Annotated in this window: 17 protein-coding genes, 1 pseudogene and 1 riboswitch; of the genes and pseudogenes, 9 read left to right on the plus strand and 9 right to left on the minus strand. The window is 56.1% G+C overall.

Going from position 1 to position 18,644, the window contains the following annotated elements; translation table 11 throughout:
* Positions 1–126: 126 nt before the first annotated feature.
* On the plus strand, positions 127–906 hold the full coding sequence (locus AC2FFA_RS09765) for an inositol monophosphatase family protein (RefSeq protein ID WP_496851455.1): 780 nt from the start codon (positions 127–129) through the stop codon (positions 904–906).
* A gap of 23 nt (positions 907–929) precedes the next feature.
* Here AC2FFA_RS09765 and AC2FFA_RS09770 read toward each other — a convergent pair whose 3' ends face one another.
* The 9 genes and pseudogenes from AC2FFA_RS09770 to AC2FFA_RS09810 form a co-directional block, all read right to left on the minus strand.
* On the minus strand, positions 930–1,940 hold the full coding sequence (locus AC2FFA_RS09770; protein WP_496718271.1) for a FecCD family ABC transporter permease: 1,011 nt from the start codon (positions 1,938–1,940) through the stop codon (positions 930–932).
* A gap of 1 nt (position 1,941) precedes the next feature.
* Positions 1,942–2,892: an ABC transporter substrate-binding protein gene (locus tag AC2FFA_RS09775; protein ID WP_496851457.1), complete on the minus strand. Its 951-nt coding sequence runs from the start codon at positions 2,890–2,892 to the stop codon at positions 1,942–1,944.
* Positions 2,893–2,904: 12 nt separating this feature from the next.
* On the minus strand, positions 2,905–3,681 hold the full coding sequence (locus AC2FFA_RS09780; RefSeq protein ID WP_299898064.1) for an ABC transporter ATP-binding protein: 777 nt from the start codon (positions 3,679–3,681) through the stop codon (positions 2,905–2,907).
* The gene (locus AC2FFA_RS09785) at positions 3,678–4,034 is read right to left on the minus strand and encodes a DUF1636 family protein (RefSeq protein ID WP_496682873.1); all 357 of its coding nucleotides are present in this window, start codon (positions 4,032–4,034) and stop codon (positions 3,678–3,680) included. Before AC2FFA_RS09785 ends, AC2FFA_RS09780 begins: the two co-directional genes overlap by 4 nt.
* 98 nt (positions 4,035–4,132) lie before the next feature.
* Positions 4,133–4,327: riboswitch (cobalamin riboswitch) on the minus strand.
* Positions 4,328–4,431: 104 nt separating this feature from the next.
* Positions 4,432–5,097, minus strand: coding sequence for a D-lyxose/D-mannose family sugar isomerase (locus AC2FFA_RS09790; RefSeq protein ID WP_496851460.1), 666 nt, complete (start codon positions 5,095–5,097; stop codon positions 4,432–4,434).
* Positions 5,098–5,113: 16 nt separating this feature from the next.
* A complete protein-coding gene (locus AC2FFA_RS09795; protein ID WP_496851462.1) occupies positions 5,114–6,040 on the minus strand; it encodes a carbohydrate kinase family protein in 927 nt (308 codons plus the stop codon).
* Positions 6,041–6,080: 40 nt separating this feature from the next.
* Positions 6,081–7,130 (minus strand): glucokinase, encoded by a 1,050-nt coding sequence (locus AC2FFA_RS09800; RefSeq protein ID WP_254683882.1) that lies wholly within the window; start codon positions 7,128–7,130, stop codon positions 6,081–6,083.
* Positions 7,107–8,408: pseudogene (locus tag AC2FFA_RS09805) on the minus strand (GH1 family beta-glucosidase); the annotation flags it as partial. The gene AC2FFA_RS09800 and the pseudogene AC2FFA_RS09805, both read right to left, overlap by 24 nt.
* 2 nt (positions 8,409–8,410) lie before the next feature.
* On the minus strand, positions 8,411–9,442 hold the full coding sequence (locus AC2FFA_RS09810; RefSeq protein ID WP_117874029.1) for a LacI family DNA-binding transcriptional regulator: 1,032 nt from the start codon (positions 9,440–9,442) through the stop codon (positions 8,411–8,413).
* A 220-nt stretch (positions 9,443–9,662) separates the two neighbouring features.
* On the opposite strand from AC2FFA_RS09810, the gene AC2FFA_RS09815 reads away from it, so the two are divergent.
* The 8 genes from AC2FFA_RS09815 (at position 9,663) to AC2FFA_RS09850 (ending at position 18,626) form a co-directional block, all read left to right on the plus strand.
* Positions 9,663–11,021: an ABC transporter substrate-binding protein gene (locus AC2FFA_RS09815; RefSeq protein WP_496851464.1), complete on the plus strand. Its 1,359-nt coding sequence runs from the start codon at positions 9,663–9,665 to the stop codon at positions 11,019–11,021.
* Positions 11,022–11,076: 55 nt separating this feature from the next.
* Positions 11,077–12,084: a carbohydrate ABC transporter permease gene (locus AC2FFA_RS09820; protein WP_496851466.1), complete on the plus strand. Its 1,008-nt coding sequence runs from the start codon at positions 11,077–11,079 to the stop codon at positions 12,082–12,084.
* Positions 12,085–12,087: 3 nt separating this feature from the next.
* Positions 12,088–13,236 carry a carbohydrate ABC transporter permease gene (locus AC2FFA_RS09825; protein WP_496851467.1) on the plus strand — a complete coding sequence of 383 codons (1,149 nt, stop codon included), beginning with the start codon at positions 12,088–12,090 and terminating at the stop codon, positions 13,234–13,236.
* 9 nt (positions 13,237–13,245) lie between these two features.
* Positions 13,246–14,901, plus strand: a complete 1,656-nt coding sequence (locus AC2FFA_RS09830) for an alpha-amylase family glycosyl hydrolase (protein WP_496851469.1) — start codon at positions 13,246–13,248, stop codon at positions 14,899–14,901.
* A gap of 3 nt (positions 14,902–14,904) precedes the next feature.
* On the plus strand, positions 14,905–15,987 hold the full coding sequence (locus tag AC2FFA_RS09835; RefSeq protein WP_496851471.1) for an ABC transporter ATP-binding protein: 1,083 nt from the start codon (positions 14,905–14,907) through the stop codon (positions 15,985–15,987).
* Positions 15,988–16,058: 71 nt separating this feature from the next.
* Positions 16,059–16,808, plus strand: coding sequence for a sugar phosphate isomerase/epimerase family protein (locus AC2FFA_RS09840; RefSeq protein ID WP_496851473.1), 750 nt, complete (start codon positions 16,059–16,061; stop codon positions 16,806–16,808).
* Positions 16,808–17,854: a LacI family DNA-binding transcriptional regulator gene (locus AC2FFA_RS09845; protein ID WP_496851475.1), complete on the plus strand. Its 1,047-nt coding sequence runs from the start codon at positions 16,808–16,810 to the stop codon at positions 17,852–17,854. The genes AC2FFA_RS09840 and AC2FFA_RS09845 overlap by 1 nt, the downstream gene beginning before the upstream one ends.
* A 22-nt stretch (positions 17,855–17,876) precedes the next feature.
* Positions 17,877–18,626, plus strand: coding sequence for a basic amino acid ABC transporter substrate-binding protein (locus AC2FFA_RS09850; protein WP_496851476.1), 750 nt, complete (start codon positions 17,877–17,879; stop codon positions 18,624–18,626).
* Positions 18,627–18,644 lie beyond the last annotated feature (18 nt).

Here is an 18,644-nt window from a genome sequence, read left to right on the forward strand (position 1 = left end):
AAGTTACAGTATTGCCACACTTCACGCCAATCTGAAGACTGAACTGCATGACTTCTCATTCAGTTTTCAGGGCAATCAATCCTTCATCCGTCGGAAATCGGATGACTTCAGCCGAAAGGACCGGAAATGGTAACCTCAGATGCGTTGACTGAACACGCGATGAAGATTGCTGATATTGCCTCGGAGTCCGCTATGCGTTTTTTTCGGGGTTCTTTAGGTGTTGAATTCAAGCAGGATGAAAGCCCGGTGACGCAGGCCGACAAGGCAGTTGAAGCAGAAGTACGGGCCTATCTGAATCAGCATTTCCCAGAGCATGGCATCTTTGGCGAAGAACACGGTCAGGAGGCTGGCGACGGGCTCCATATGTGGGTCATTGACCCCATTGACGGAACTCGATCGTTTCTGTCCGGCCATCCCTTGTTCGGATTCCTTTTGGCTCATCTATTTGATGGACAACCTCAGTTCGGACTGGTCGGAATGCCGGCCTTAGGTGAGACCTACTTGGGAGTAATTGGTGACGGCGCCCGCCTGAACGGGCGACTGGTACAGGTCGCGCAAACAACACGCCTGGATCAATCGGTTTTGTATGTGAATGAAGGGGACAAGATCTACCGCGACCATCCTGACCTGTTCACCCGGCTGATGACCGCAGGGCAGACGCGCCGATTTGCCTATGATTGTTACCCCCATGCCTTGCTTGCTTCGGGGCATGTCGATGCTGTCGTGGATTACGATTTGCAACCTTATGACTATCTGGCGGTCTCACCCCTTGTCACAGCCGCTGGCGGAGTGATGACCGATTGGCAGGGGCACGCTTTGACCCTCGATTCAGATGGCGCGGTCGTTTCCGCCGCAACCCCCGAATTGCATGCCGAACTGCTTGACCTCATCAATGTTGAAAAATGAAAGTGTCGCGCAACCTCTGGAAACTAGTTCCCGCGATCAGATTTGAATAAATACAAGAAGACAAAAAGTGATCCTATTGACGTTGTGACGATTCCGACGGGCAACTCCTGCGGAGCCAGAAGAAGGCGTGACAAGATATCAGAGAGAGTCAGTAGAATTGCGCCCACGATGGCTGAGGCGACCAGCAGGTTTCGGTGCAGAGTTCCGGCGATGCCGCGTGCAATATGCGGTACCATCAACCCGACGAAGCCGATGACGCCGGCAACGGAAACGAAACTGGCCGTCGCCAACGCGGCAACGAAGAACATACTGAACCGCAGGCCCTGAACGGGAATACCCAGTGAAGAGGCTGTAAAATCTCCGGTCAGCAGTGCGTCAAGCCACCGGCTGCGATAAAGTGAATAGCTCAGGATCAGGCCCAATCCGATTAAGACAAGCGGGAACGTTTCCCATCTTGCTAGTCCCAAACCGCCAAGCATCCAGAATATCACCGAATGCGCAGCGCGATTGTCGCCAGAGAAAATTAGGTAATTGGTGATCGCGGAAAACAGAAAGGATACCGCCAAACCAGCCAGGATAAGTTTTTCAGGCGCGCTCGTGCGTAAGCCCTGAACCAGCGCCAGAACAATGCCTGATGCGATCAGACCGCCGCAAAACGCCGCCAACGGCAACGTCCAGATGCCCAATACATCACCTGTGACCGTGATCACCAGAACGGCGCCAGCAGCTGCACCAGAGGACAGACCGAACAGAAACGGATCTGCCAGATCGTTTCGCGTCGTTGTTTGCAAAACAACACCAACAACGCCCAGCCCCGCGCCAATCACGGCAGCAAACAGGGCGCGGGGCAGGCGAAGGTCGAAGACGATCCGGTGCAAAGGCGACATGTCTCCGTCCACCAGACCGGTTCCAAGACCGATGGCTGAAAAAACTTCGCGCATGGGGATAGGAGTGGTCCCGTAGACGATGGACAACAGCAAAAGGGCGGTCAGAACAACCGCCCCCAGCAAAATCAAACGGCCCAATTGGACCATATCAGTTGGTCTCCGGGTGCATGGCCTTCGCCATTTTTTCGATTGCCTCGATGTTTGCCGGGCCGGGCGTCAGTTCTTCGTAACGCAGGCCAATCCAGCGTTCGTTCTTTACCGCGTCCGTTTGTGACATCACCGGATGATCCTTCAGGAACTGAAAGGTGTCCTCTGCGCCGTTGCCGGACTGATAGTCGAGCAGCACCAGAAATTCCGGGTTAGCCGCTGCCACGGCTTCCCACGACGTGCGGCCCCAGCTGGTATCCAGATCATGTGTCACGTTTTCGCCACCGGCGGCTGCGATCATTGCATCGGGAATGGCGAACTTGCCGGCAGTAAACGGAGCATCGGCCGGTCCGTCCAGCAGGAACACGCGGGGCTTTGCCAGATCGGCTGTTTTTGCTTCAATGGCGGACAGTTGGTCCTTCCAGTTGGCAACCAGCGCTTCGGCCTCGTCCTCGACCTGCATCACCATGCCCAGACGCAGAACGTCACCAAACAAAAGGTTCATGCTGGCCTCGGGGCGATCCTTGTCCAGATGCACGCAGCTTTCGGTCAGGACCATGGTCTTGATACCAAAGGGTTCCAGGGTGTCGGGCGTAACATCGCCACCGGGTTTCATGCCATAGTACCAACCGGCAAAGAACAGATCGGGCTCGACGGCCACAAGGTTTTCAATGGTCGGGTATTTGGGGGCAAGTTCTGGGATATCGCCACGCTGAGCATCAAAATCGGGGCTTGTTTTGTACCAGCCGGTAATTCCGGTAAGCCCCACGATCTTGTCCTGAAGGCCGAGCGCAAAGGCCATATCCGTCATGTTCATGTCGTGCACGACCAGACGCTCGGGCGCCGTTTCAAAAACAAGCGGTTCGCCGCAGTTGTCCACCGTGACGGCCTCCGCTGCTGCGCCACTTGCCAAGCCAGTGAAAACAACCACTGGCCAGAGTTTGTGCATCATTTTTAACTCCTGTTATGATGACAGTTTTCGTTTTCGGATGTCCAGCGCCGGGATCATGCGGCCTTCGTGCTGAAAGCACAGATAATCCACACCAAATGTGTCACGTACCCGGTCTGTGGTCAGAACTTCGCTGACAGGCCCGAACCCGGTCAGGCGCGTGGCTTTCATCAACGCCACATGGCTGGCGAATTCCGGGATCATGACCAGATCATGGACGATCATGACGACCGTTACCCCCAGGTCAGCGACCAAGGACAGCATGTGCCCCTTGGCATCCGGGTCCAGATGGTTGGTTGGTTCGTCCAGAAACAACAAAGACGGATTCTGGGCCAGTGCGCGAGCAATATGCGCGCGCTGACGTTCACCGCCCGACAGTTGGCTCATCGGTTTGTTTGCGAAATGCGACAGTTCGGTCGTCGTCAGCACCCGTTCAAGGTCAGCTTTATGTTGAGCCGTCGATCGTTCACCCTGAATCGGGATTTGTCCCAGCGCAACATAGTCTTGCAGCCGCATCCGTCCATCGGGCGTTTCCTGCTGTCCGACCACAGCAATGGATCGGGCGCGTTGGCGGGCGGACAGAGTGCGAAGGCTTTTGCCTTGAATCCAAACATCACCCAACGCAATCCGTTCGATCCCGCATAGCAGTTTCAGCAGAGTGGTCTTACCGGCACCGTTCGGTCCGGCAATTGCCAGAATTGATCCTTCTTCCAGACGAAAGGACACGTCCTGCAACAGGATATCACCATTGAGAGCGTAGTATTCCAGATCCTCGGCAACCAGAAAACTCATGACGTCCCTCGGGATGGCAAAGCGGGTATTCGCGACAGGGTCTTTGCAAAGAGGGCAGGAGGACGGTCCGACGCGCTGGTCCAGCCATCGTCGCTGTCGCCGAACTGCGTCGCGAATTCGACCAGGGCAGCCAGGTCGTGTGATGTCTTAATGTCGCCGAACAGGTACTGCGCTTTGCCTGCGGCCTGAAATCCAACGGTCATGGCCCGTTCACAACCTGCCATGCAGGCCACCATTCGGGTTTCAAAACCGTCAGGCAACTGAGCGTCCAGTGCGTCTTGCGCGGCCTCGGCAGGCATCGTCCCCTGACATGTTGAACAGATCAGAACGTAGTGATCAGAATAGCAGGCCATTGCCATCTCCGTCGTTTGCCAGATGCAGACAGAGGGCAAATACCCATATATTACGCAAACGCGCCATCAAGCCTCCTTCGGGGACGCCCCGCCCCGGGTTGGTTTACCATGCGATGGCAGGTCTCCTGACTTGCGGGTCAAGGCTCAGCCCACCTTCCCAACCCTTTCGGATCAGTGGTACAGTGGCGTCGCTCACCGCTTACAGTTGCGGGGGCAGTCACGGACTTGGCGCATCCCTGCGCCGCACCGTATTCCCATTTTCATCCCTTACGGAACCATCCCGATCAGCTAGTCCGGCTACGCAAGACTTGTCAAGCGGCAGACGATGTGGGGTGGTGGAAGGATATGCGATAGTTGAGCCGATTATCCTGTTCACGCCAGCCCGGACCGAACGGTTTCAATAGTCCGATACAAGCAGGAAATCCGGCTCTGCATCTTCTTCGACCTTTGAAAACCGCGGGATTGGCTCTTCAAAGACATTGTCCGTACGGTCGTCATTCACGGTCGAAACCTCGCCAATAAGGCAATCGCCGCGCTCCGCCCAGAAAGCGTGCCAGATGCCGGGCATCAGAGTTACACTTTGCCCCGGCTTCAGCCGCAAGTGCTCTCCGGGTTGCAAGGTTACAGGGCAGGCATCGCTGGGGACCGTCACCGGGTTGTCGCGGTCAACGCCACCGTTTGGATCCGACGCATAGATTTCCAGAACGAGGTCGCCGCCGCCCCGGTTGATGATGTCTTCTGCTTTGACGATATGCCGGTGCATCGGAGAAAGCTGATTGTCTTTCGAGATCAACAGTTTTTCCGCATAGAGCATCCCGCGCCCGGATTTCAGATCCCTCGCCTCACCATTGCGCAGAGTGAACAGAAAAAGTCCAAGTTCGTCGAAACGGCCTTGTGCGTAATCGGTGATGTCCCATCCCAGCCCGCGGTTGCGAATCGTTTCCGCCAGAGGGCTGCGCATTTGCTCTGGCGTCCAATTCGCAAAGGGTGGCAACACGGCACCGAAGGACTGAATAAACGCGTGTGCCTGGGATTTGATACGGTTGATTTCAGATCGTTTCATTGTGCCATTCTAAAGATCAAAGCTCATGCGCCCAAGGCGGTTCCGCCCCGGCTCGGGATACGGTCACTGCGGCCACATCCGCGCCCAGTTCCATGGCCGTTCGCAAGTTTTCCGCAGTCAATCCGCGCAGACCTGATTTGGTCAGATGCCCTGCACGGCTGAGACCGGTCAGGACGCCAGCGTTGAACGTGTCACCTGCGCCGATTGTGTCGACCACTTCAACGGGCTTCACAGGAACTGAGACTTCTGAACCATCTGCCAGGTAACCGTGCGCCCCGTCGCTGCCACGCGTGACGATGACAGCGGTTGGACCCGCCTGCAACAGCATAGACGCCTTCGCGGCTTCGGGTTCGTTACCCGGAATGATCCAGTCCAAGTCCTCGTCCGAAACCTTGACGATATCTGCTCGTGAGATCATGCGGTTCAAACGCGTTCTAAATCGGGTGTGATCCTTGATGAAACCCGGGCGGATATTCGGATCAAGCATCACAGCCCGGTCGAAACCGTGGCGGTCCAGGAGGGCGGCATAAGCATCTGCGCAAGGTTCACAGGCAAGGCTGATACCACCGAGATACAGAGCGGAAACCGCTGGAAGTTGATCGGGCAAGTCTTCGGGCAGCAACATCCGGCCCGCCGTGTTTTCATCAACAAAGCTGTAAGACGCGTGCCCATCAGAAAGCTGTACAAAGGCAAGCGTGGTCGGGCGGTCCGAGATAATCACATGCGTCGTGTCCACATGACTGGCTTTCAGGGCATCGATCAGTTGCCGTCCGAACATATCCGATGACAAACCTGTCAGCATTCCAACCGGCACGCCCAGACGCCCCATCGCAACAGCTGTGTTCAGAACTGCACCACCGGTATGTGGCACAAAACCCAGTGCACCCGACACGGTCGGTTCTGAGATCATATCTATCAGCGCTTCACCACAGCACAGGATCATGTCTTGGTCCTTCTTGGAATAGAAATTTCGGTTAGTCTGGTTACTGTCTCAGCGCGTTCTTGCAGAAGTTGTTTGCGCCGATGATCCCGAACTCTGCCTGTTCAGACACGTAGAGGTTCAGGGAACGGCGCAAATCGCTGAAGCGGCCGCCGCCGTTGAACGCATCCTTGAAGTTGTCACTGAAAAGCCAGCGGTTTTTCTCGGCAACGCCACCCACAAGGAAAACGCCTCCCTCTGGCATCAAGGTGACCGCCAGATCACCCATCAATGCACCCAGATGAGTGGTAAAAATCTGCGCCGTTTTTTCGGCGATGAGATCGGTGCCGCTGCGGGCATCGTTCAGAATTTCTTTCGCAGAGCGCACCTGTGCCCGCGCCTGACCGGCTGCCAACTCAACCGCCTGATACAGGACCGGTAGGCCGGTTCCACTCAGGAACATTTCTGCTTCCAGCGCCAGGCTGTCCCCAAAGAAACAGCCCGGTGCGATACGACGCGCCGCTTCAAAGATATCAACTTCTTCGCGATGGCGCGGGTACAGACCCACATGCCCGCCTTCGCCGGAAACCGTATGATATCTGCCTTCTGAGTAAAGCAAGGCGCCAACGCCGAGCCCGGTTCCGGGGCCAACAACCAATCGCGTGCCCGCGGGCGGCGTTGCCTGTCCCTGCAAGACGGCAACATCCGACCGGGTCACCTCGGCCACCGACCATGCCGCGGCGGTAAAATCATTTATGACAAAGGTGCGCTGCGCTCCTGTTGCATTTGCCAACTCTGTCTCCGAGAGATCCAGGTTTGCGTTGGTCAGTTGAATAGTCCCATCCCTGACGGGCCCCGCGCCCGCAGCTACGACGGCCTGTGGATTTGTTCCGATTTCGTCTCTGAGATCATGGAATGCCTCCAACAGGTCTTCCAATGTCCCCGTCGGATGCTTCCGAAGATCTGCCAATTCGCCATTCGTGACGACGCCCAAACGTGTGTTCGTGCCACCAATATCCGCAACCAAGTTCCAATGCTCATGCACAGCCCCGAATGGTTGCGCTAACGGTTGAGAGACGTTCTGACCCTCGGACAGGGCGGATTTTAGCGCCATGAAAGACGCTTTGGGCGTTCTCGCAAGTGTTTCGAAATCCACGTCCACCAGTCCAAACCTCTTCTCGTACCCGAAGGCCCATTCGTAATTGTCCAGTAGAGACCAGACAAAATAGCCATTCACCGGAACACCTTGTGTCAAGGCGTCCTGCACGGCCACGAGGTGCCGGTCGAGATAATCGATACGATCATCGTCCTGCACGCGCGCCTCACTCGCCATACCGTTTTCGGTGATATAGATTGGCATCGCGCCCGTATAGTCTTTCGTTGTTCTGATAAGAAAGCGGGTGAGGGCAGAGGGCTCAATTTCCCATCCCATCTGCGTTTTCGGCAAAGGCCCGGGAACCTCTTGCAGGCTGGGCCAGGCGGTGTCCGCCGGGGCGATCAATTTTCGGGTATAGTAGTTCAACCCGCACCAATCGACCTGTGCTCCGATGGTTTCAAAGTCGTTCTGCCAGCCCTTGGGCAGGTGTGGCTCCAATCCCACCAAGGCTGTTTGGGGATATTCTCTTTTGAAAATCCCGGCAAGGAAGAACCGGTTATAAATGGCGTCGTAGCGATCTGCGGCAAGCCGCGCTTCCGCGCTGTCATCTGCTGGCTCGGACCATTCGAGGTTGAACACAGCGCCCAGATTGCTCATGCCAAGACTGCGCATGGCCTGAATGGCCCTGCCGTGGGCCAACAAAACGTGATGCATCGCTCGCGCAGCGGCGCGGATGTCGCGCAGACCGGGCGCATGGTGGCCTTCAAAATGACTCAGCCAACTGACACACCAGGGTTCGTTGATCGGCGCGGCGCTGAACATCCGGTCACCGATCCGACCCATGATGACCTGCGTATAATCCGCGAACCAATCCGCGATATCGCGATTGCACCACCCCCCCTGATCCGCAAGCGCTGACGGTAGTTCCCAATGATAAAGCGTCACACAGGGGCGGATACCGCGCTCCAGCAGGGCGTCCGCCAATCGGTCATAATAGTCCAACCCCGCCTGATTGACCTGACCACGCCCTTCCGGCAATACACGTGCCCAACTTGTCGAAAAGCGATAACAGTCAAACCCGGCTTCGCGCACTAGATCGAAATCCTGCTCGAACCGGTTCAGGTGATCGCAGGCCACGTCTCCGTTTTCTCCGCGCACCACGTTGCCCGGCGACGCCGCAAAGGTATCCCAATGAGTCTGCCCCGCACCGCCCTGTGCATGGCCTTCAATCTGGTACGCAGAGGTGGCAACACCAAAGAGGAAATCTTTGGGGAAATCAGCGCGTGAGTGTTTCATGGCTACAACCTGTTGGGCGCAGGGCCGGTTGACCTGCCAACTACCAGTTCGGCCTCCAGCAATCTAGTTTTGACTGGATCATTCGGAGATTTGATGCGCTGGATCAACATGTCAGCAGCCATTTCACCTGCCTGCCGGACGGACGAGCGCGTTGCGGTGAAGATAGGTACATCCTGCCCGTTCTTCAAATAGGACAGGTCGTCGTCATGGGCGATCACTGATACATCCGCACCCATCTCAAGCCCGCTTTCGGACAGAGCGCGCCGCACACCGATGGCGGATATCATCGACGAACACAGAATCGCAGTCGGAGGGGTGTCCAGGCGCAACATGTTTTGCGTTTCGTGGTGGCCGTAAACCTCTGTCATTTCAGCGCTGCGCATCAGATTTGCATCGGGCGCAAGCCCGGCCCGCCCAAGCGCCTCAAGATATCCGTCGCGGCGGCGTTGGGCGAAATCCATATCTTCCAAACCGTTGATCAGAGCGATACGGCGATGGCCAAGGTCAATCAGAAAGCGCGTGGCACGCATGAACGAGCTTTTGTTGTTCACATCGATCCAGTCATACAAAGTGTCGACGCCGGTTGAGCGTCCGTGCACGATGAATGGGACGCCCATGCGGGTCAGGACTTCGATCCGTGGTTCGTTCACTTTGGGGCCTTGCAGCACGACTCCGTCCACCGCGCCCCGCTGAAAGAGACTCCGATACGCTTCTTCAATCGAGGTGTCGTCGGCGTTGGTGAACATCATGTCATAGCCATGTTCAGCGTATTTCTTTGCGGCACCGGCGACGAAATCCCCGAAGATCGGGTTGACCATTTCATGTTGTGACGAGCTGGGAATCACGTGGCCGATTACCATGGATCGTCCGGTTGCAAGCCCTTTGGCACGACTGTTCGGGCGGTACCCATGTTTGTGCGCCGCAGCTTGAACGCGCGCACGTGTGTCCTCGCTCACTTCAGGGTACCCGTTCAACGCCCGGCTGACCGTAGTTTGCGAAAGACCCAGAACTTCCGAGAGCTGCTTCAGGTTCATTTTACGATTCAAAGCGCCTTCAATTGAGTGGTTCTTTTTTGTTTTGTGAGCAAATGCTGCTTCCGTCAACTTATTTTGCGTGGAAAGCAGAAAATATAAGTAATTTTGGCGATGGGAAGCAAAATGTTGACAGAGAGCTATTGTTAGCGGATAACACGCAATATCCAAAGCGCTTTGAAAGCGAGTCTTTGAGCGCACGATAGCTTGGGAGGAGGATTTGATGAAAAACGCGCTTTACGCAGGTGCGGCGGCACTCGCCCTGATAGCCGGATCAGTTCAGGCGGAGGGTGAGTTGATCCACGCCGTCGGCGAGGGCAGTTTTGACTGGGATGGGTTTCAGGCCTTTGCCGAAGCAAATGATCTGTCCGGCGAAAGCCTGACTATTTTCGGCCCCTGGCTGGCTGGCGAGGGCAAGTCTTTCGAGAACCTTGTGGCCTATTTCGACGAAGCAACAGGTGCGAATTCCAGCTATGTGGGCTCGGACTCTCTGGAACAGCAAATCCTGATTGATGCAGCCGCAGGTTCCGCGCCGAACCTGACTGTTTTCCCGCAGCCCGGTCTGGCGGCAAACCTCGCCAAGCAGGGGTATCTGACACCTTTGGCCGAGGGCTCGGCGGACTGGATAAAGGAAAACTTTGCTGCCGGTCAGTCCTGGGTGGATCTGGGAACGTTTCAAAACGCCGACGGAGTCGACGATTTCTACGGATTCTTCTTCAATGTGAATGTCAAGTCTCTGGTCTGGTACGTGCCCGAAAACTTCGAAGACTTTGGGTATGAAGTGCCCGAAACCATGGAAGAGTTCAAAACGCTGATGGATCAGATGGTCGAAGACGGTGAGACGCCCCTATGCGTCGGTTTGGCCTCGGGTGGCGCAACGGGTTGGCCCGCAACGGACTGGGTCGAAGATCTTATGCTGCGCACGCAACCACCAGAAGTCTATGACCAATGGGTTTCCAACGAGATCAAGTTCGATGATCCCCGCGTCATCGCTGCGATTGAGGAATATGGCAGCTTTACCCGCAATGACGAATATGTGGTTGGTAATGCAGACGACACGGCGGCAATTGACTTCCGGGACAGCCCCAAGGGTCTATTCGATAGCCCGCCGGCTTGCATGATGCATCGGCAAGCGTCGTTTATTCCCGCCTATTTTCCTGAAGGCACGGAATTGGGGGTTGACGCTGACTTCTTCTATTTCCCGGCGTACGCCGAAAAAGACCTGGGCACACCAGTGCTTGGGGCAGGGACACTGTTCACGATCACGAACCCGAACCCGGCCACCGAATCATTTATGGAGTTCCTGAAGACGCCATTCGCTCATGAGATCATGATGTCGCAGGATGGCTTCCTGACGCCCCACCTGAGTGCAGACCCCGAGAACTACTCGAATGATTCACAGCGCGGACAGGGCGAAATCCTGACCAACGCAACAACCTTCCGCTTTGACGGGTCTGACCTGATGCCGGGTGCGGTTGGGGCAGGTACTTTTTGGACCGGGATGGTCGATTACTCTTCGGGTGCAAAAGATGCAGCCACCGTGGCACGTGAAATCCAGGCATCCTGGGACGCAGCCAAGTGACCAACTCATGGGGCGGTCCTAGGGCCGCCCCACTTGCCAAACGGATGGGCGCACCATGACACCCGCACTTCAAGGCCTGCTGACGATCGCCATCGGCGTGTTGGGTTGCGTGGGCTACTTCTACTTTTCCAACCAGTTTCTGGACAAAATCCTGTTTCCGCCGCGTGGTCCGAATGCGGGCCGAAACATCAACCGCGCGAACTTGATCCGTCCATGGTTGTTCCTGTTCCCGGCGCTTGCTGCGCTGGGGCTTTATCTGGCGTATCCGGTGGTTGAAACCTTGCGCCTTTCGCTTACGGAACGTGTGCCCGGTGGCGGATACCGATGGGTCGGCCTGGACAACTATACCCAAATGGCGGCTGAGCCGAAGTTTTGGGAAGCCATGCGCAACAACATGTTCTGGTTGATTGTCGTACCAGCCATGTCAACGGCTTTTGGTCTTCTCGTGGCGCAACTGACTGACCGCATCCGCTGGGGCAACTTTGCCAAGTCCTTGATCTTCATGCCGATGGCCATTTCGTTTGTTGGTGCATCGGTGATCTGGAAACTGGTTTATGACGCGCGACCAGCTGAACAAGACCAGATAGGAATCCTGAACGCGCTGTACATCTTCTTCGGCGGCACCGAACCCAACACGTGGTTAACAATTCCCTTCTGGAACAGTTTCTTTCTGATGGTTGTCCTGATCTGGATTCAGACGGGTTTCGCCATGGTCATTCTGTCGGCGGCCTTGCGCGGTATTCCCGAAGAAACCATCGAGGCGGCCATTTTGGATGGCGCCAATCCCTTTCAGATCTTCTTCAAGATCAAGGTGCCGCAGATCAAAACCACAATCCTTGTTGTTTGGACGACGATCACGATCACCGTTCTCAAAGTGTTCGACATCGTCTTTGCCATGACCAACGGCCAGTGGGAGACGCAGGTGCTGGCAAACTACATGTATGACAAGCTTTTCCGCGCCAATGACTGGGGCGTCGGGTCGGCCTCGGCCATGGTGATCATGTTGCTTGTTGCGCCGATCCTCGTCTGGAACGTGCGCAATGCACGCAAGGAGATGGAGTAAGCCATGAGCGATATCGCAGGAACGAAACCCGCGCTCAGATGGGTGGTGCATCTGTCAGTCGTCTTTCTTGTGGCCCTTTGGGTCATCCCCACGCTTGGCTTGCTGATTTCATCCTTTCGGACGGCAGATCAGATATCGTCCAGCGGCTGGTGGCGGTCGCTGTTCCCCTCCGAACAAAATCTGACCCTTCGCAGTGCCGCACCGGAGACGCAGGTGCTGGAAAACGGAGTGTATGTCATTCAGGGGGCGTTGTTCGGCGAAGATGAGCAAGCAACGATTTCCAGATGGGGTATCAGTTCGCGCGAGGTAGATGCGTTTGAGCCGGGCCAAACAGCAGAACTGCGGCGAGGTGGCACGATCACGGTGGATGCGGTTGGCAACTACCGGATGGAGAACACCGAAGAGTTCACAGGTGATCGCGGCGCACGCATCTTTGTTACGGCCGAATTGCCGCCCGAGTTCACTTTGAAAAATTACCAAAAGGTTCTTCTGGATCAAAGCAGTACAGACAGCATGGCCAAGGCGTTCTTCAACACGCTGACAGTGACCATCCCAGCGACCATAATCCCGATTCTGGTTGCCGCCTTTGCAGCTTACGCGCTGGCGTGGATGGATTTCCCCGGACGGGCCTTGCTGATCGCGGCCGTTGTTGGCCTTTTGGTCGTGCCGCTTCAATTGGCCTTGATCCCGTTGCTGAAATTTCACCTCAATATCGGGATCGGTAAAGGATACCTGGGCGTCTGGCTTGCGCATACAGGGTTTGGGATGCCCCTAGCGATTTACCTGCTGCGAAATTACATGGCCGGATTGCCGCGTGATCTGATCGAAAACGCCCGCGTCGACGGCGCCACCGAGTTTCAGATCTTCACCAAACTGATCCTGCCACTCAGCTTCCCGGCGCTGGCGTCTTTCGCAATCTTCCAGTTCCTGTGGACATGGAATGACCTGCTTGTCGCCAAGGTTTTCCTGATCGACGCGACCGGCCAGACAACCGTGATGACGAACCGCATCGTCGAGTTGCTGGGTACACGTGGCGGCAACTGGGAAATCCTTGCGACCGCTGCCTTTGTCTCGATCTTCGTGCCGCTGGTCGTCTTCTTCGCAATGCAAAAATACCTGGTCCGCGGCCTGTTGGCCGGATCTGTCAAATAGAGGCGTCTGATGAACGTGCAGAACAACCTTGAACAATGCAAAGCAACGAAACTGTCTTCGGACTGGTGGCGCGGGGGGGTGATCTATCAGATCTACCCACGCAGTTTTCAGGACAGCAACGGCGATGGGATCGGCGATCTGAAGGGCATCACTGCGCGACTGGACTACATCGCCTCTCTGGGCGTTGATGCAATCTGGATCTCGCCGTTTTTCAAATCGCCGATGAAGGATTTTGGCTACGATGTCAGCGATTACAGCGATGTCGATCCCATGTTCGGGTCGCTGGCGGATTTCAAAGAGCTTCTGGATCAGGCCCATGCGAAGGGTCTAAGGATCATGATTGATCTGGTTCTGTCGCATACATCAGATCAGCACCCTTGGTTCAGCGAAAGCCGCAGAAGTCGAGAGAACCCGAAATCCGACTGGTATGTTTGGGTGGACCCTAAACCGGATGGCACGCCTCCGAACAACTGGCTTTCGATCTTCGGCGGCTCGGCCTGGCAATGGGATGCCCGACGCCTGCAATATTATCTGCACAACTTCCTGACATCGCAGCCGGATCTGAATTTCCACTGTCCGGCTGTTCAGGATGCGTTGCTGGACGTGGCGCGGTTCTGGCTTGATCTGGGTGTGGATGGTTTTCGGCTGGATACCATCAATTTCTATTTCCACGACAAGGCGCTGCGCGACAATCCCGCGCTGCCGATGGATCAACGCAACGCCACGATCGCACCGGCAGTGAATCCTTACAACCATCAGGATCACGTGTTTTCAAAAAGCCAGCCCGAGAACATCGCCTTCCTCGAACGACTGCGGGCTTTGACGGACGAATATGAAGACCGAGCTTGCCTGGGCGAGGTCGGAGATGCGCAGCGCGGGCTCGAGATCATGGGCGAGTACACATCTGGGGATAAACGGATGCACATGTGCTATGCCTTCGAATTCCTGGAAAAACGCGCATTGACAGCCGCTTACACCAGGCACGTTTTTGATCAGTTAGAGGCGAAGGCAGGGGACGCGTGGCCATGTTGGGCGTTTTCCAACCACGACGTGCAGCGTCACGTCTCGCGCTGGAATTTGGACGACGCCTCAGCCCGCCAGCACGCGGTTCTGATGATGTGCCTGCGCGGCTCTGCCTGCCTCTATCAGGGCGAGGAGCTGGGCCTGCACGAAGCGGACGTGCCGTTCGAGAAACTGCAAGACCCTTATGGCATCGAGTTCTGGCCCGAGTACAAGGGCCGCGACGGCTGCCGCACACCGATGGTTTGGGCGGCACAAGATGAACAATCGGGTTTCAGCACCGCAGAACCCTGGCTGCCGGTTAGCGCACAGCAGGCCGGGCACGCGGTAGACCGATTGGAGGCGGATCCACATTCGATGTTGAATCACTACCGTCGCGCCATTGCCTTGCGGCATGCGCATCCTGCTTTGGCAATGGGGGCGCAGACCGGGATGACAGAAACGGGTTCGGTTCTGTCTTTTGTACGTGAGGATTCACATGAGCAGATATTCTGTGCGTTCAAACTGGGTGCAGACACTGCCGAGTTCAAACTGCCCGAAGGCGGTTGGCAGGTCATGGGTCAGGACTTGGGCGGCATTGAGGGAAGCGGCAACGTTATCCTGAACGCGGCGCAGTTCATCCTGATGTTTAGGAAAAAGGGATAACGCATGTCTGAACTCAACCTTACAGATGTCGCCAAGTCCTATGGCCCTGTCGATGTTTTGAAGAACATCAATCTCGACATTGAACAGGGCGAACTGATCGTTTTTGTTGGTCCTTCCGGATGTGGCAAGTCCACCCTGTTGCGGATGATCGCCGGGCTGGAGAAGATTACAGGCGGCACGCTGGAAATCGAAGGACAGGTTATGAACGATGTTCCGCCTGCACAGCGGGGCATCGCGATGGTGTTCCAAAGCTACGCCTTGTATCCCCACATGACCGTTCGCGAAAACATGGCCTTTGCCCTGAAAATTGCACAAATGCCCGCAGCCGAGATTGATGCTGCCGTAGATCGTGCCGCTCAAATCCTTCAGCTGGAACCATTCCTGGACCGCCTGCCAAAAGCTCTTTCCGGGGGCCAACGTCAACGGGTTGCCATCGGGCGCGCGATTGTACGTGACCCAAAGGTGTATCTTTTCGACGAACCCCTCTCAAACCTCGACGCAGCACTTCGGGTGGCCACACGGATTGAGATTGCGCGCCTGAAAGAGGCTATGCCTGACAGCACCATGATCTACGTGACCCACGATCAGGTCGAGGCCATGACTCTGGCCAGTCGGATCGTGGTTTTGGCCGACAAGGGCATCGCGCAGGTCGGGACACCGCTCGAGCTTTATGAAACTCCAGACAACGAGTTTGTTGCGCAGTTCATCGGGTCGCCCTCCATGAACCTGCTATCCGGCACAATCACTGGAACCGGCGAAACGACAACCGTTGAACTGTCATCAGGCGGGATTGCAAAGTCCGGGGTTCCAACTGAAGACAGTGACCTGGGTAAAAAGGTTAATATCGGGGTGCGTCCCGAAGACTTGGTCACGACAAAGGAAACCGCGATTCTGTCCGGGAAAGTGGATTTTACCGAAGCCCTGGGCGAAGTCACGTTGCTGTATTTTGAGCAAGCCGATGGTGCGGATGCGGTGATTGCGAAACTGCCGGGGATTCAGCGAAACCTGCGTGGCCAGACAGTCTCGGTCACCGCCGCACCGGATAAGGTGCATCTGTTCCACAACGGATTATCCATGCGCAATTAGCAACGAAATGCAGTTCTTGACAGAGTTGCATTTTGTATTTCACCATATTTGAAACGTTTCAATGGTGAAGAATGAGGGTATCAGCGCAGCTTTACACGATCCGGCAATGCGGTGACCTCACGGACCAACTGAAGTTGGTTTCCGTTTGTGGGTTTTCGGATATCGAAACCACCGGGCTGCATGACATGACACCGCAAGAGATGGCACGCATCGTCCATCAATCAGGTCTTAACCTTCGTTCTGCACATTTCGATTGGGAGGAGTTCAACGAGCGTTTCGACGACATCGTTGAAGTACTGCATCTTTTGGAATGCCAGGTGGCGGTCATGCCTTGGCTAGCGCCACAGGCGCGGCCCGGCACTGTCGAGGGATGGAAGGCAGTGTCGGGCCAGTTGTCCGATTGGGCAGATCGGCTGAGGGATCACGGCATCCGTCTAGCCTACCACAACCACGACTTTGATCTGAATGGCGAGCCGGGTGAAACGCCTCTTGATCAGATTCTCGCGCAGGGAAACATTTATTGGCAGCCTGATATCGGTTGGCTCGTTGCGGCGAGTCAGTGCCCAGCTGATTTGATCACGCGTCACGCGTCACGCATCCTGTCTGTCCACGCAAAGGACGTGGACCCGCAGGGCGGATCAGGTGACGGGCGTTGGCGTGATCTGGGTGAGGGTGTTGTCGATTGGGACGCCACGCTACGAGCCCTTCTAAGGACCAAGTGCACCGACCTTTTTGTCGAGCATGATGAAACCGCAGATCACAAGCGTACTTTGCAAACCGGCCGGTCGTTTTTGACTGAACAGCTAGAGGGTATCGGCTGATGGCGCGGGCAACGATCAAATCGATTGCCAAAAAAACCGGCTATTCAATCGGAACAGTGTCAAACGCCCTGCGCGGAGCCTCTTCGGTAAAGCGCGAAACGCGGGACGAAATTCAGAAGGCGGCTTCCGAGCTTGAGTACCGGGTCAATCTGGATGGCCTGAAACTGCGCACCAACAAATCCCACAGGATTGCGGTATTGGTCAGCGTTTCAGACAACGCCGCTGATGAGTGGGAAGGTGTGGAGTTTACGAGGATCTTGGCCGGAATATCCGACGCGGTTCAGGGATCACGCTATCAGTTGAGCGTCTTCAGCATACGAGATGGCGACGCCGCACTGCGAACCCTTCACTCTATCGTGCAGGAAGGGTCGGCAGATGGGGTGATCTTTTCCGGAACACGGGTGAACGACCAGCGTATCGCCTATCTGCAAGATAAAGGTTTTCCGTTTGTCACATACGGCATGAGCGACAGTGTCGAACCGCATCCCTACGTGGATCTCGACAGTCAGGCTGCCGCTTTTGATGCGACGGCTCGGCTGCTGGCATTGGGGCACAAGCGGATTGCGCTTATCAACCCGCCGGATGACCTGATCTATGCACACCAGCGTCGCCAGGGATATTCAGATGCTCTGTCGGCAGGTGGCATAGAGTTTGACCCGGCACTTGTTTTCCCCGGCCCGACCACTGCGAAAACCGGGCAAAGGGCCTTTGCGGCGCTCATGCGAATGCGCAACCGACCAAGCGCCATTATTTGCGCCAACGAGGCGATGACCCTTGGCGCCTTGTCCGGAGCCGCCGATATGGGTGTTCAAGTCGGCAGGGATGTCGTCCTAATTTCAAACGACGACCTGAAACTCAGCCAGTATTTCGTCCCCCCGCCCAGCACCTACTATTTGCCGATTGGCGAGACCAGCCGCCTGCTGGGTGAATTCATGCTAAAAGCACTGGACGGCGTTGATCCGTCCGAAACTCAAAAAAAGATCAGGGCCACATTGATCGAGCGACAACCTGACACCCCGGCGCCGGGTACGGCGCAGACCAACTGAGCCAACAGAGGAGAAACCGAACATGTTCAGAAACCTATTAGCCGCTGTAACGCTTGCAATGCTGACAGCGCCGGTGGCTTTTGCCGCCGATCTGGAAGGTCGCGTACTCAAGATCGGAACGGATGCAACCTACCCCCCGATGGAAACCGTCGACGAAACAACCGGTGAAATCGTAGGCTTTGATGTCGATGTGATGAATGCAATCTGCGAAAAGATCAATTGCGTTCCGAATTTCGTAAACACCGCCTGGGACGGCATCTTTGCGGCGCTTCAGCAGGGTGAATTCGATCTGGTCATCTCGGGCGTATCGATCACGCCCGAGCGTGAAGAGACTATGGACTTTTCCGAACCTTACATCGTTGTCAGTCAGGCCATTTTGCTGCAGGTCGACAACGCGGATATGACGCTTGAGGATTTCAAAGCGGGTGGCCAGAAACTGGCGGCACAAACCGCGACGACCAATGCCCAACTGGCGGAAGAGCTTGTGGGGCGCGAGAATGTCAGCCTCTACGACAACTTTTCGGCGGCTATTTTGGCGCTGCAGAACGCAGACGTGCAAGGGGTGATCATTGATGGTACGTCCGCCGCTGCCTACGAGCAGGAGTTTGCCGGAGAGCTGACCGTAGGCATCACAGGCCTGCAATCGGATCCATTGGGTATCGTGTTTCAGGAAGGTGACCCGACGGTGGATGCAATCAATGCCGGTCTCGCAGCCATTCAGGAAGACGGCACGCTGGACACGCTGAAAGCCAAATACTGGGGCGCAAACTGATCCTTCAAGCCCTTTTGG

This window comes from Ruegeria sp. YTSB088 (assembly GCF_059609825.1).